Origin of the sequence: Pedobacter sp. MC2016-24 (assembly GCF_015223055.1) — a bacterium.
In the GTDB taxonomy this organism is placed as follows: Bacteria; Bacteroidota; Bacteroidia; order Sphingobacteriales; family Sphingobacteriaceae; genus Pedobacter.
Genome location: NZ_JADFBX010000005.1, coordinates 20,918 through 35,209, shown reverse-complemented (window position 1 = coordinate 35,209; position 14,292 = coordinate 20,918). Strand labels below are relative to the sequence as shown.

Below are 14,292 nucleotides of genomic sequence, written 5' to 3'. Positions count from 1 at the left end.
GTGGAAAATAATACGGTTTGTGTATGTTTGCCGGTATGTCAGCAGCAAATAAACCATACATTGCCATTATTGGACTGGGCTACGTTGGACTACCTTTAGCCATAGAATTTGCCAAACAATACCAGGTTTTGGGATTTGATATCAACGAAAACCGGGTGGCAGATTTGCTTGCCAGAAAAGACCTGACCAAAGAAGCAGATCTGCATGCCTTGCAACAGGTACTTGGAAATGGGCTGACTTTATCAGCCAATCCGGACCTGCTGCAGGATTGTAATGTATATATTGTAACCGTGCCTACGCCGGTCGACCAGTTTAAGGCGCCTGATTTACGTCCTTTACTGGCCGCGTCTAAAATGTTGGCAGGTTATTTATCCAAAATGGATATTGTCATTTATGAATCTACCGTTTATCCGGGTTGTACTGAAGAAGATTGTGTTCCCGTTCTGGAACAGTACTCTGGCTTGAAATACAATCAGGATTTTTACTGTGGATATTCCCCGGAGCGCATCAACCCGGGCGATAAGGTCAATACCTTAACTAAAATTATTAAAGTGACCTCGGGATCTACTCCGGCGGTGGCCGATTGGATCGATAACTTATATGGCAGTATCATTACGGCCGGGACACATAAGGCGCCGAGCATTAAGGTCGCCGAGGCTTCGAAAGCCATAGAAAATGCACAGCGGGATGTGAACATTTCCTTTGTGAATGAACTGGCCCTCATTTTTGATAAACTAGATATTGATACATCAGATGTGATTGCTGCTGCGGGAACGAAATGGAATTTTTTAAAATATAAACCCGGATTGGTTGGCGGACATTGTATTGGTGTAGACCCTTATTACCTTGCCCATAAGTCGAACTTACTCGGTTATACCCCACAGGTCATTTTATCTGGCAGGCGGGTGAATGAAAATATGGGTGTGTTTGTGGCCAGTAAAGTGGTTAAAATGCTGATTGCCAAAGATGCGCCTGTGAAAGGTGGAAAGGCTCTAATTTTGGGCTTCGCTTTTAAAGAAAACTGCCCAGATATCCGCAATACGCGGGTAATTGACATTTATGCTGAGTTGCAGCAATATGGGATGGACGTTCATGTTTACGATCCCTGGGCCAATGCGGATGAAGTGGAGCAGGAGTATGGGATAAAGCTGGAAAGGACACTTGCAGCCCGGGATTATCAGGCGATTGTGATTGCAGTGGCACATGACGAATTTTTAACCATCGATTATCAGCTATACAAGGACGAGGGCGCCATTGTATTTGATACCAAATCATGTATTGACCGCAAGTTTGCGGATGCAAGGCTGTAGGAAAAAAAAATAAATATTTCCGTATGTTTACGGTGCTGAAAACAAAAGGTCTTTAGGCAGGAATCTAACAACAATAAACAATAGATATACAATGAAAGTAGCGTTAATAACCGGTGTTACCGGACAAGATGGTGCATATTTAGCCGAATTTTTACTGAAGAAAGGATATTTTGTGCACGGTTTGAAAAGACGTGCTTCATCATTTAACACCGATCGGATTGACCATTTATACCAGGATCAGCATGAGAAAGGTGTGAATTTTAAATTGCATTATGGTGATTTGACAGATTCGACCAATTTGATCCGGATCATCCAGGAAACCCAGCCTGACGAAATTTACAACCTAGCGGCGATGAGCCATGTGCATGTGAGTTTTGAAATGCCAGAGTATACCGCAAATGCAGATGGTATCGGTACTTTAAGGTTGTTAGAGGCCATTCGGATTTTAGGAATGGAGAAAAAAACAAAAATTTACCAGGCTTCCACTTCTGAATTGTATGGATTGGTACAAGCGGTTCCGCAAAGTGAAACCACGCCTTTTTATCCGCGTTCACCTTATGCGGTTGCTAAAATGTATGGCTATTGGATTACCGTCAACTATAGGGAAGCATATCAAATGTATGCCTGCAACGGAATCTTATTTAATCACGAGAGTCCGCTTAGGGGAGAGACCTTTGTAACACGTAAAATTACCCGTGCAGCTTGTAAAATTGCCCTAGGATTGCAAAGTTGTCTGTATTTGGGTAACCTTTCTGCGCAAAGAGATTGGGGACATGCCAAAGATTACATCGAAGCCATGTGGTTGATCCTTCAGCAGGAAGTGGCTGAGGATTATGTGATTGCTACAGGAATCACAACTACAGTTAGGGATTTTGTGAAAATGAGTTTTGCAGAATTGGGTATAGAAGTTGAGTTTAGCGGTAAGGATGAGCATGAGCGGGGTGTAATCATTGATGTAGATCAGGAAATCGTAGCTAAATTGGGCTTAAACGATACCTATCTGAAACCAGGTACGGTGGTTGTACAAGTTGATGAAAAATATTTCCGTCCTACAGAGGTTGACCTTTTACTAGGCGATCCAACCAAAGCCAATACGAAATTGGGCTGGAAACCTAAATATGATTTACCTGCATTGGTTCAGGATATGGTTCAGTCAGATTTACACCTGATGAAGAAAGATGAATACCTGAAGCAGGGTGGTTATAAGACACTCAACTATTTTGAATAGGCACAGCTTGCTTTTGCTGGCTTTCCTTCCTGTATTTAACCAGGTTGATTAACAATACACTGGCAAGGATGACGACCAATCCAATAATCTGGATTATGGTTACCCTTTCCTGCGTAAATGCCACGCTCAGCAAAACGGCGACAACCGGGTTGACATAGGCGTAGGTACTGACTTGTGTTGCCGGACGAACGGTTAACAACCACACATAGGCGCTAAATGCGGCTATAGATCCAAAAATAATGAGATACCCAACAGATAGCCAGGCTTCTGTTGGGATCGTTTGCCAGTTGAAATTTTTAAATTCCCCCGTTATTAATCCGCCCGGAATAAAAGCACAGCCAGCAGCCAACATTTGCCAGGCTGTATTTACCGAAACAGAAATTTTATTACCGGAGGAAGTGTGTTTGGAATATAAAGAACCCGCAGCCCAGCCAATTGGTGCAATCAGCAATAAAATGATGCCGATGATCTGCGTGCTGCTTTGATTTTGGGCCAGGGTTTGGAAAAGCTGTTCGGCAAATAAGAGGATCACCCCGATAAAGCCAATCACTAAGCCCGCTACAGTCGATTTGTTGCTTAAGTTTTCTCCCCATTTTGGCCTATCTAAAATCACAAACCAAATGGCTGCGGAAGATACCATAATGGCCACCAGGCCGCTTGGGATAGATTGTTCTACCCAAATCACCAGGCCGTTTCCTACACCAAGCATCAGCAAGCCGCTAATGGCTGCATATTTTACACTTTTTTTATCGAATATCTTTTCGCCTTTAAAAATACACCAGCCCATTAACAATACACCAGCCGCGAGGAATCGAAACGATCCTAAAATGAAGGGCGGAAATCCGGCCAAAGCTTTTTGGATGAAAAAATAGGTGGAGCCCCAAACCACGTACACTACTGCAAAAGCGAGTATAACGAGTATTGGATTGGCTTTTTTTATAGATTGAGCGGGCATATTCTGATTTTGTTGAAGGGAATATGCAAAAATACACCAAAAGACGACTAAGCTGGTAGTAATAAATTCGGACAGCGTATGATTATATTACTTTTTTATTTAGTATTGCAATAGGATGATTATAATAATACAATGTAAAGACCGTGTGGGTCTTGTTGCGGACATTTCCAGGATATTATCGGAAGCCGGATTAAATATTGTGTCCATGCGCGAGCATGTAGACAAAGCTGAGGCGCGTTTCTTTATGCGTTTGGAAACAGATGGCGTAGCCGATGAGCTGGCTGTAGAGCAAAAAATGCAGGAAGTATTGCCTGAAGGTGCTATAATCGGGATCAATCCGGTACCTGATAAGAAAATTGTAGTGATGGTCACCAAGGAATACCATTGTCTGGCTGATATCCTGGTCCGTAATAATTTTGGAACGCTGGGTGCTGATGTGCTTTTTGTGATTGGTAACCACAGTACTTTGCAACAGATTTGCGAACGCTTTGGTGTGCCCTTCTTTTTAATCCCCTATCACGAAGATAAAATGGTTTCGGAGCGGGCAATGATTGAGAAGATTCAAGGCTATAATCCCGACTATATTGTGCTGGCTAAGTTCATGCGGATTCTTTCTCCTGCTTTTGTGGCCAATTTTCCGAGCAGGGTAATCAATATTCACCATTCTTTTTTACCAGCTTTTGCCGGCGCTAGTCCGTATAAGCAAGCCTTTGAAAGAGGCGTAAAACTGATCGGGGCTACCGCACATTTTGTAACCGACGATTTGGATGAAGGTCCAATCATTGCCCAGCAGATTATTCCCGTAAACCATTCACATACCGCGGCTGACATGGTAAAGTCTGGTAAGGAAATCGAAACAGCGGTATTGGCAAAAGCGCTGCGACTGGTTTTGAGCGACCGGGTATTTGTTTATAAAAACAAAACTGTTGTGTTTGAATAAAAAATAATACCTTTGCGATTCATCGTATCATCAGATGAATTTAGCAATTATGAAAACATTAATTCCCAGGAAATCCCTTGCCGATGAAGTTGCTGCCAGGCTGCAGGAACAGATTTCATCGGCCCAATATAAAGTGGGGGAAAAGCTGCCTATCGAGCCGGAACTGATGAAAAGTTTTGGCGTTGGGCGTTCTACCATTCGGGAAGCCATTAAAATATTGGCCAACTCGGGTTTGTTGAAGGTTATGCAGGGTGTCGGTACTTTTGTTGAAGAAGTAAGCGGAAGCCGCGAACCGATGGATCAGCGTTTAAAAAGAGCTGCAATTAAAGACCTGGACGAGGTGCGGAGGTTGCTGGAAATGAAAATTGCAGAAAAGGCAGCGCTCAATCGTTCGGATCAGGACATTATCCTGATCAAGAAACACCTTGCTGATCGTAAGAAAGGGGCCGATTTGGGTTTACTCCAGGATTGCATCAATGCCGATATCGAATTTCACATGGCGATTGCCCGGGCTTCTAAAAATGAAATCTTTGTAGACCTGTATCGTTCTGTATCGATACACCTTAAACATTGGTTTAATGAGATCTATCCGGATACAGCTGTTTTCCAGGAATCATACGCCATTCACGAACAACTTTTGAAAAGTATTGTTGCCGGCGATCCTAAAAAAGCCTGGAACATCGCTGCAAAAATCATAGGGCACGTATCACAATAAAAATTTATATACATTCATCAGATGATCTGATATTAATCATGAAAAATAATTCCCTTTCCACTGCCGCTGTTATTGATCCGAAGAAATTGGCTCAGAACACAGTCTTTTCTATTTTATTTACCATCAGTCTTGGTCATTTGATCAATGACATGCTTCAGGCTGTTATTCCAGCGGTTTACCCCGTGATGAAAGAAAAATTTAGCCTGAGCTTCACCCAAATTGGTTTAATTACCCTGACTTATCAGTTGACCGCTTCTATCTTGCAGCCTTTTATCGGCTTTTATACAGATCGTAAACCAAGACCTTATTCATTGGCTATCGCCATGGGCTTTACCATGATGGGTTTGATTGCCGTGTCTTTTGCCTCAAGTTTTGTAAACATCCTGCTTTCGGTTAGTTTAATCGGGATTGGTTCTTCGATATTTCATCCGGAAGCATCGCGCGTAGCGCATTTAGCATCGGGTGGTAAAAAGGGGCTGGCGCAGTCTATTTTCCAATTGGGTGGTAATGCAGGTAGTGCAATCGGGCCGTTGTTGGCAGCGCTAATTGTGGTGCCTTACGGACAGTTTTATATCATTTGGTTTGCGCTAATCGCTATTGTGGGTATCGCTGTACTTTCTGTCATTGCAAAATGGTACCAGGAACAACTGGTGATTAAAGCTGCCAGGAAACAGGTGGCTGTAGAGGAAAACCATCATAACCTTTCCCGTAACCGGGTAATCTGGTCTTTAGGCATTTTGCTGGTCCTGATTTTCTCCAAATACTTTTACATGGCCAGTATGACCAGTTATTATACTTTTTACCTGATTGATAAATTCCATGTTTCTGTACAGGAATCACAGATTTATTTGTTTGCTTTTTTGGGAGCTGTTGCGGCAGGCACTTTGATTGGTGGGCCTTTGGGCGACCGCTTTGGCCGGAAATACATCATCTGGATTTCCATTTTAGGCGTGGCTCCATTTACGTTATTGCTGCCTTATGTTTCTTTATTCTGGGTAGGTATTTTATCGGTTGTAATTGGTTTGATCATTTCATCCGCTTTCTCGGCCATCCTAGTTTATGCTACGGAATTGGTTCCGGGTAAGGTTGGTATGATTGCAGGCTTGTTTTTTGGTTTTGCTTTTGGTATGGGCGGATTGGGTTCTGCTATCCTGGGTAAAATTGCAGATAACAACAGTATAGAATATGTATTTAAGATCTGTGCATTTTTACCACTGATCGGGGTAATTACTGGTTTCCTGCCGAACCTGGAACGGAAGAAGAAAGTTGCCTAGTTTTAGGTGTGATTTTGCTTTCTTTTAGCTTGACGTTCCAGGACTCTCTTAACGAAGAGTCAAAGCTGTAACAACCAAAATATTGTGAAAACGCTCAATATTTTTTATTTTCTTCTAAAATATTAATTATTGTGAAATATTTGTTTGTTTAAATGGTTGTCGGTATCTTCGTATAGAAATCTTTGAGGTCGCAAATTGCGACCTCAAGTTGGGAAGGAATCAGAAACTATCCTGTGCATAAATGGGGTTCAAATTATCGGGTAAACCTTGAAATGATCGGAATAAACTGAACTGATAAAACTTATATATGGTGAAATAAAGAAATACAACAACATATCATTACTTCTTAAATGAGGTATTAATTCAAGAGTCTCGCCCTCTAAATTTCTCACATTACGGCAAACGAGACAGTAGATTAATGCCCATGACCATATTTGTTGTACTTTTGCAGGTGCAAATAGCGTCATGGGCTCTATTGTAATTCCGTTTTGCCAGGCCGTGAGAAAGCCTAGAGGGGCGGTATTTAGAGCCCGCTATTTGCATCTTCGCTTTTTATGGCGCTTTCCTAAATCCCTTCGGGACTCATTTTTATGACTATTAAAAATGAGCAAATGGTTAACAATCAAATCCTTAAAATTTCCGGCATGCTCAACCAGCATGAATTCATCGAACGTTACATCTTTACCATGCAGCGGGTCATCAATGGCTTTTCAAGACATGAAATGTCATTTTTATTTGGGAAGACGACTTATGAAATAAATGACTATGAGCATTTGAGTGAGCATGTGAAGCTATCTTATCAGGATTATGAGCTAATGGCTTTAGTTTTTGAGCATGTTCCTCCATCAGTGCCTGTTTTTCAAACCAGAATCGATAACATCGATGTCTCAGCCGAAAGGCGGATGATCAGGGGAACAGTTAGTGAAACTGAAAGCGAGCGCCATTTTCAGTTTGTGCATCCCTGGAAAATAAAAGGGGAAGATGTACAAATAACCATCACAGAAGATTTGTATCGTAATGCAGAACAGGATCTCCAAATAAATGAGTTCGTTTATGAGTTTTTACTCGACTTAAAAAAGACCGGTTGTTTCGATCGGGGCTGTACAGCATTGTTCTTGTATCAAAAGCTTAATCTGATCATCGCTGAAGAATGGAAGCCGCGATTTTTAACCAATTTGAGGGATCTCGTCTATGCTCATATTTATTCAAATGAGTTTCAGATTCAGCAACAGGATGGTTTGGTGTTTTATAAAACGAAAAAATAACGCGATGGAATTAATCGACAGGCTTACTCAGCTCATTCGTATGGAGCGCATCTATTTGAATGATTTTAAATATAAAGGAACCCGGTTTAGTGAATTGATCATTCTGCTGCCGAATTCTGCCAAAATGCACATCACGGAAGCCAGACCATTGGTGAGTATGGCCCTCTCTGACCATCCGGAATATCATTTTAGGATATTTTATATCCAGGAAATCAAACGGTCATTACAATCTGGAAGCCTGGTGTTTTATACCATCTGCAGGGATGAAAACCTAATTTATCAATCGGATTGTTACCATACGGAACTGTCGAACGATCTGGATGCCAAAGCTGTCTTGAAAAAGGCGAAGCGAAACTTCAAACTAGAATGGAAAAAAGTAAGCGATTTTAAGAAAGGGTTTCAATTCTATCTCGAAGAGGACAACTATCCGCTCGCTGCCTTTATGCTGCATCAGGTAATTGAATTGAGCTATCGCACAGCGGAGTTGTTGATTATGGGGAGGGAGAAAATTTCTCATGCTGTTCGTAGCCATCAAAGGTTGATGTACCGTTACGTACCAGAATTGGGGGTAATTTTTAATCCTGATGATGAAGAAGAGATGTCATTGCTTACCCTGCTGGATGAGGCTTACCGCTCGGTTCGGTATGAGCTTATTTACTTAATCAATCGGAATCAATTGTTAGAAATCTTGTCTAAAGCAGATTTGATGGAAAAGGAGATTGCCGCATTGCATAAGTTGGTGATAACGCAGTTTAAAGCACGTATGCAAGCGAAAGAAGTATTTCAGTAGATATCCAACACAGTATAAATGGGATAGGTCAACTATAGACCAATGGCCAGGTTTGAACCATGTGTTTAGAAAATTATGCAATATTTTATACTTAGTGTTTTTTGTACCAAACAAATCGTAGCTTTAATATAGTGAATTAACGCCCTCGGCTTGAATTTAAGTTACCAAACTGTTGAAACTGATTTGTGGCATAATAAATGCTTATCGGTGCAGAGTAACTTTTAGGATAGGTTTAAAATCTTTTCTAACAAAGTTTAACAAAGGGGAGTGTAAATGAATAAAAATCTACTAATTATTTTCTGCTTGCTGCTGAGTAATGTTGCCTTTTCACAAATGAATGGGGATTACAATTATACGATTGCAGTACGAGGGTTCAGTATGGTGCAAATGCCCAGAGTTTTAAGTCAGAAAAATGCCGAGCAATTTACCAATGCTGCTTTCAATGGTCTCATGATCAAATTCAATGATAACCAGTTTAGTTATCGTTTGAATGGATCTTACATCAAGAAAAATGTCAAATTGGTTAATAACTGTGCGACTTGCCAGGAAGCAGATGGAAAATTAACAGATTATGCTTTCAAAATTGGGTTCGAGAAAAACCTTAACTTCTCCAGGATTCAACCTTATCTTGGTTTGGATGTTGGATTTAGGTATAATAAATTTGATGGAACCTTAACCAATAGAAATACATTGTTGGATGCTGTATCTTCTACGGCCATAACACCTACGATTGTTGAGGCAAGCAAGGCTGGTTTTGTTGCTGCGCCAGTAGTTGGTATAAAAATTAACCCGATTCCTCAAATCAGTATTTTTGCGGAAAGCAGTATGGATTTCTTCAATTCCTATGAACGGCAGGAGACGGTGATGCAGGATGCCAGTAATACCAAAACGTTTAACAAATACAGGAAGACGGAATTTTTGTTGAATCCGGTCTCTGTGGGCATTCAGTTTCATTTGGGAATTAACAGGTAATGGATAGAATTACAGATATGTATCGGAATTTAATAAATTTGATATATTTGCAGGTGAAACTAATATCCTATTTACCCTATTGCATTAACCTCTCGAACACACGTATGAATTTTAAGAGAACAATTGCCGCAATTTTATTATTGTGTGCGGTACTTATATCAGAGACTGCGATGTCGCAAACCAATTATGCGAACGTCAAAGTGGATGAATTGTCTGATGCACAAATCAAACAGATGATCCAAAAGGCTGAATCTGTGGGTTATAATGATGCACAGTTGGAGCAAATGGCTGCGGCGCAGGGCATGAAGGCTGATGAGATTGCCAAATTGCGCTTGCGTGTGGAAAAGGTGCGGAAGCAGGGTGGTACTTCATCTAATACAACGGAGACTTCAGATGATGAAGTCGCTGGTAGAAAAGTGGAGGGTGCTACCGAAAAGAATGCTATACAGGCTAAAAGTCCAGTAAAAAAAGATGTCAATCCCCTGGAGGATTTAAAACCTAAGATTTTTGGTGCAGAACTTTTTGCCAATAGCAATATTACATTTGAGCCCAATTTGAGGATGGCTACGCCAAAGAGTTATGTAATTGGCCCCGATGACGAGCTCTTAATAGATTTAAGTGGTGATAATGAAGCGAATTATAAGTTAAAGGTTAATCCAGAAGGTATTATTCGTTTACAATATGCTGGCCCTGTTTCAGTAGGGGGCTTATCTATTGAACAGGCTACCGCAAAGATAACTTCTAAACTGGGAGGTACTTACCCATCACTAAGAAATGGTAGAACGGTAGTTTCAGTAAACTTAGGAAACATTAGAAGCATTAAGATTACTATTTTGGGAGAGGTGGTTAAACCAGGTACTTATACGCTATCCTCTCTGTCTACTGTTTTTAATGCCTTGAATGCTTCTGGAGGACCAAATACCAATGGATCGTTTCGGAAGATACAGGTGATTAGAAATAATAAAGTGGTTTCAACAATTGATGTATACGATTTTTTATTAAACGGGATTCAGAAGGGGAATATTCGTTTGCAAGATCAGGACATCATCAATATCCCTGTTTATCAAAGTAGGGTTGAAATCGCTGGAGAAATAAAACGACCGGCTTTATTTGAGGTTTTGAGTACAGAAAATCTGGATGATGTGATTCGCTTTGCAGGGGGCTTTACCAATCAGGCCTATACAGCACAAATTAAAGTTTTGCAAAACACCAATAAGGAACGTAGAATTATTGATGTTCCTGCAAGCCAATATGCCACTTATGGGCCTTTAAATGGCGATAAGTATTTAGTGGAAACAATATTGGATCGTTTTGAAAATAGAGTAGAGATTGCTGGAGCAGTTTTTCGTCCTGGAAAGTTTGAGTTGGACAAAGGTTTGACATTGAAGGGATTAATTCGTAAGGCAGATGGCTTAACCGAAGATGCTTTTTTAAATAGGGGTTATATCAATCGTTTGAACGCTGATAATACACTCGCTTTAATTTCATTTGATGTGGCGAAGGTTTTAGCTGGTACGGATCCTGATGTTACTTTACAAAGAGAAGATAAGGTTAGTATTTCTTCTTTGTTTGATTTACGTGATGAATATAAGGTGAGTATTCAAGGTGAAGTAAGAGCTCCAGGTACATTTGACTATGCAGATAACATGAATTTAGAAGATGTGATTCAAATGGCTGGTGGTTTTAAGGAAGGTGCGACGCCAAACCGGATTGAGATATCCAGAAGGATCAAAAATAGTGACGCAATGTCTGCATCTGCAAGGACAGCAGAGGTATTTATTGTAAATGTGGATGCGAATTTAAAGGTTGTGGATGATAATTTTGTGCTGAAACCTTTCGATGTGATATCTGTACGTAATTCTGAAGGTTATCAGGTGCAAAAGCAAGTGAAATTGGAAGGTGAGGTGCTGTATCCCGGTATATACACGATTACCAATAAGAATGAAAGAATTTCTGATTTGATTAAGCGGGCAGGTGGATTAACGCCAACCGCTTATATTGAAGGTGCTTCGTTAAAAAGACCAGGAGCTGAGAAAGTAAATCCTTCAGATAAAAATGCCATCAACAATAAAGAAGAAGAAGATAAGAAGCTTTTGGGGCTGAAACGAGCTCAGGAAGCGGGAGTTAAGGATACAGTAAAGGCTGATGTTGAGCAAAAATTGATTCAATCAGATTTGGTTGGGATTGATTTGGAGCGAATTTTGAAAAAACCATTGTCTAGAATAGATCTAATTGTAGAGGACGGTGATGTGATCCGTGTACCGAGACAATTGCAAACAGTTAAGGTCACAGGAGAGGTTTTGAATCCTAATAGCATTGTTTATGCTAACAATAGAGGATTTAAAGATTATGTAAATGGTGCAGGTGGATTTACAGCTAGTGCGCTTAGAGGAGGTGCTTACATTAAGTACGCTAATGGCTCTGTAGAGGCTGCGAAGAAGTTTTTATTCTTTAATAACTTTCCGAAAGTAAAACCGGGTGCTGAGATTCTAGTTCCAAAAAGAGCGGACAGAGAAAAAATGACTGCACAAAGTTGGATAGGTATAGGGACTGCTTTTGCTTCTTTAGCAGCTATTGTTGTAAGTTTGTTAAGATAACTGATTGATATGGACTTAGAGAAACCAAAGGAGAAGCAAGATCACTATGAAATGTCTTTGAAAGAACTAATCTTTAAGATTAACGAATGGACTACTTACTTGCTTTCTAAATGGATGTTGATACTTTCTTTTGGAATTTTAGGAGCAGTTATCGGTTTTGCTTATACTTATTCTAGAAAAATACAATATACTGCTACAACTACCTTTGTACTTGAAGAGGACAAAGTGGGGGGGGGAGGTTTAGGCTCTATAATGGGGCTAGCGTCAATGGCTGGAATGGATATTAATGGAGGTGGTGGCCTGTTCCAAGGTGATAATATTTTAGCATTATATAGATCCAGAAGTATGATTGTTAAGACCTTATTGACCGAAGTTTCCTATCAGGGGACTAAAGTATTGCTAGTTGATAGATATATCGATATTAATAATCTTAGAAAGACATGGGCAGAGAAAGGTGAGTTGAAAGACTTGATTTTTAAACCAATGGGTAGTCTTGATAGGGGATTACCTACTTTAAATCGTGTACAGGATAGTATTTTAAGTATTATTGTGAATGATATAAATAAGAATTACCTAAATGTTTTAAAGCCCGATAAAAAATTGAGTATTATCAAAGCAGATGTGAAGTCTAGCAACGAATTTTTCTCTAAATCATTCAATGATCAGATCGTTAAAAATGTAAGTGATTTTTACATCCAGACTAAAACCAGAAAATCGATGGATAATGTGAAAATTCTGCAGCAGAAAGTAGATTCTGTAAGAGCTGTGATGGACGGAGCTATTTATACAGCGGCATTTGTAGCAGATGCTACGCCTAACTTGAATCCAACAAGAACCGTTCAACGCTTAGCACCTATACAAAAATCACAATTCAGTGCGGAGACGAATAAAGGGATATTACTTGAACTGGTTAAAAATTTAGAACTTTCAAAAATCTCTCTCAGAAAAGAGACACCCTTAATTCAAGTGGTGGATTCACCCACTTTACCATTACCTTTGGAAGGTAGGGGAAGGCTAATGTTCATGGTGTTTTCTGCAATAGGAGCAGTATTTATTGGTATAGTCGTTTTGGTAGTTAAAAAATATTTTAGGGATATAATGGCTAAGGAATAAGTCTTAATTCAAGTCCTCAATGGAAGAATGATCTCTAATTATAACTTAAAATAGTTTTTTTGAAAAAGGTACTAATAATTTCTCTTGGGCGAAACGGTGGATTACCAAATTATGCGTCTTCAATTATAAAAGAGCTTGAAGGTGTAGAGTATGATGTGTTAATTTCAAAGCAGGCAACAGCAAATTATGGTTTGGATCACACCATAGTGATGTCTACTTACAGTGGTATACTATCTTTCTTGTTCAGGACTCTATTTTATTTGCCTTTTAAGTTCATGATGTTACTTCCAAAGATGTGCAGGGAATATAATACATTATATTTGCCCTATAATCATTTCTGGGCACTTCCTTTCATGATCTTATTTAGAATTCTTGGCAGGAAGGTCGTGATTACCATCCATGATGGTATATTACATGAAGGGGAGAATAATAAATGGTTACAATTGGATAGTGATTTAAAGATTAAATTGGCTACAGATGTTATTTTCCTAACTGTTTTTGTCAAGAATCAAGTGATAAATAGAATGAAGGCTAACAAACGTCTTCATATCATTCCTCATGGCATTTATGAAAATGAGTTTGTAACTATAAAGGAGCAGCATTTGAGTAAGAACATTCTTTTTGTGGGTAGAATAGGAAAGTATAAAGGTGTAGAATTACTGATAGATGCAGCTAGTGATATTTTGCCTGATTTTGATCAGTTGATAATAGCGGGCAAGAGTCTTTATCCTATTGTAAATCGTTCAACTTCTGAAAGCATAAAGATTAAAGATAAGTTTCTAACTGATGAAGAGATCGGTGCATTACTTAGTTGGGCCGATATTTTAGTTATTCCTTATCTAGAAGCGACACAGTCAGGTGTCATTACATTGGGGATATATGCGGAACTGCCAATGGTTTGCACTAAAGTTGGAGGACTGCAAGAACAATTGAAATCTGACGAGTGTATTTGGGTTGAACCTAATAAGGAATCTTTAAAGACTGGGTTACTATCGTTATTAAATGATAAAGATTTGTTTTGGTCTTTAAAGCATAAAATGGCTTTAAAGAAAAAAGAATTTTCCTGGAACGAAGTGTCAAAACTTATAACTCAGGTTTTTAAATGATATTTCTTCAATCTACTCTTACCATAA

The 14,292-nt window shown here is 39.6% G+C and carries 12 protein-coding genes; 11 read left to right on the top strand and 1 reads right to left on the bottom strand.

The window, feature by feature from the left end:
* Positions 1–35 precede the first annotated feature (35 nt).
* Both IM797_RS13525 and gmd read left to right on the top strand, forming a co-directional pair.
* Positions 36–1,310 (top strand): nucleotide sugar dehydrogenase, encoded by a 1,275-nt coding sequence (locus IM797_RS13525; protein WP_194127680.1) that lies wholly within the window; start codon positions 36–38, stop codon positions 1,308–1,310.
* A gap of 91 nt (positions 1,311–1,401) precedes the next feature.
* Positions 1,402–2,538 (top strand): GDP-mannose 4,6-dehydratase, encoded by a 1,137-nt coding sequence (gene gmd / locus IM797_RS13520; RefSeq protein ID WP_194127679.1) that lies wholly within the window; start codon positions 1,402–1,404, stop codon positions 2,536–2,538.
* Here the strand turns inward: gmd and IM797_RS13515 are convergent.
* A complete protein-coding gene (locus IM797_RS13515; protein WP_194127678.1) occupies positions 2,522–3,493 on the bottom strand; it encodes an EamA family transporter in 972 nt (323 codons plus the stop codon). The two genes, gmd and IM797_RS13515, sit on opposite strands and share 17 nt — an antisense overlap.
* A gap of 115 nt (positions 3,494–3,608) precedes the next feature.
* Between IM797_RS13515 and purU the strand changes: the two genes are divergently transcribed.
* From purU to IM797_RS13470, 9 genes are all read left to right on the top strand, one after another.
* Entirely contained in the window at positions 3,609–4,433 is an 825-nt protein-coding gene (purU, locus tag IM797_RS13510; protein ID WP_194127677.1) for a formyltetrahydrofolate deformylase, read from the top strand.
* Positions 4,434–4,482: 49 nt separating this feature from the next.
* Complete coding sequence (locus IM797_RS13505; protein WP_194127676.1) at positions 4,483–5,148, top strand: FadR/GntR family transcriptional regulator; 666 nt, start codon at positions 4,483–4,485, stop codon at positions 5,146–5,148.
* A gap of 38 nt (positions 5,149–5,186) precedes the next feature.
* Positions 5,187–6,422 carry an MFS transporter gene (locus IM797_RS13500; protein ID WP_194127675.1) on the top strand — a complete coding sequence of 412 codons (1,236 nt, stop codon included), beginning with the start codon at positions 5,187–5,189 and terminating at the stop codon, positions 6,420–6,422.
* Between the two features lie 611 nt (positions 6,423–7,033).
* Entirely contained in the window at positions 7,034–7,687 is a 654-nt protein-coding gene (locus tag IM797_RS13495; RefSeq protein WP_194127674.1) for a hypothetical protein, read from the top strand.
* Between the two features lie 4 nt (positions 7,688–7,691).
* Positions 7,692–8,477 (top strand): HEPN domain-containing protein, encoded by a 786-nt coding sequence (locus tag IM797_RS13490; protein ID WP_194127673.1) that lies wholly within the window; start codon positions 7,692–7,694, stop codon positions 8,475–8,477.
* Positions 8,478–8,750: 273 nt separating this feature from the next.
* On the top strand, positions 8,751–9,449 hold the full coding sequence (locus tag IM797_RS13485; protein ID WP_194127672.1) for a hypothetical protein: 699 nt from the start codon (positions 8,751–8,753) through the stop codon (positions 9,447–9,449).
* A 104-nt stretch (positions 9,450–9,553) separates the two neighbouring features.
* Positions 9,554–12,046: an SLBB domain-containing protein gene (locus IM797_RS13480; protein WP_194127671.1), complete on the top strand. Its 2,493-nt coding sequence runs from the start codon at positions 9,554–9,556 to the stop codon at positions 12,044–12,046.
* A gap of 9 nt (positions 12,047–12,055) precedes the next feature.
* Complete coding sequence (locus IM797_RS13475; protein ID WP_194127670.1) at positions 12,056–13,159, top strand: lipopolysaccharide biosynthesis protein; 1,104 nt, start codon at positions 12,056–12,058, stop codon at positions 13,157–13,159.
* A 59-nt stretch (positions 13,160–13,218) separates the two neighbouring features.
* Positions 13,219–14,265 (top strand): glycosyltransferase, encoded by a 1,047-nt coding sequence (locus IM797_RS13470; protein ID WP_194127669.1) that lies wholly within the window; start codon positions 13,219–13,221, stop codon positions 14,263–14,265.
* Positions 14,266–14,292: the final 27 nt, after the last annotated feature.

What these genes read in the sequence shown, in the direction of transcription:
- purU (WP_194127677.1), top strand. Translation starts at nt 3,609, where the DNA reads ATGATTATAATAATACAATGTAAAGACCGTGTGGGTCTTGTTGCGGAC.
- IM797_RS13475 (WP_194127670.1), top strand. Translation starts at nt 12,056, where the DNA reads ATGGACTTAGAGAAACCAAAGGAGAAGCAAGATCACTATGAAATGTCT.
- IM797_RS13515 (WP_194127678.1), bottom strand. Translation starts at nt 3,493, where the DNA reads ATGCCCGCTCAATCTATAAAAAAAGCCAATCCAATACTCGTTATACTC.
- IM797_RS13505 (WP_194127676.1), top strand. Translation starts at nt 4,483, where the DNA reads ATGAAAACATTAATTCCCAGGAAATCCCTTGCCGATGAAGTTGCTGCC.
- IM797_RS13485 (WP_194127672.1), top strand. Translation starts at nt 8,751, where the DNA reads ATGAATAAAAATCTACTAATTATTTTCTGCTTGCTGCTGAGTAATGTT.
- IM797_RS13495 (WP_194127674.1), top strand. Translation starts at nt 7,034, where the DNA reads ATGGTTAACAATCAAATCCTTAAAATTTCCGGCATGCTCAACCAGCAT.
- gmd (WP_194127679.1), top strand. Translation starts at nt 1,402, where the DNA reads ATGAAAGTAGCGTTAATAACCGGTGTTACCGGACAAGATGGTGCATAT.
- IM797_RS13480 (WP_194127671.1), top strand. Translation starts at nt 9,554, where the DNA reads ATGAATTTTAAGAGAACAATTGCCGCAATTTTATTATTGTGTGCGGTA.
- IM797_RS13490 (WP_194127673.1), top strand. Translation starts at nt 7,692, where the DNA reads ATGGAATTAATCGACAGGCTTACTCAGCTCATTCGTATGGAGCGCATC.
- IM797_RS13525 (WP_194127680.1), top strand. Translation starts at nt 36, where the DNA reads ATGTCAGCAGCAAATAAACCATACATTGCCATTATTGGACTGGGCTAC.
- IM797_RS13500 (WP_194127675.1), top strand. Translation starts at nt 5,187, where the DNA reads ATGAAAAATAATTCCCTTTCCACTGCCGCTGTTATTGATCCGAAGAAA.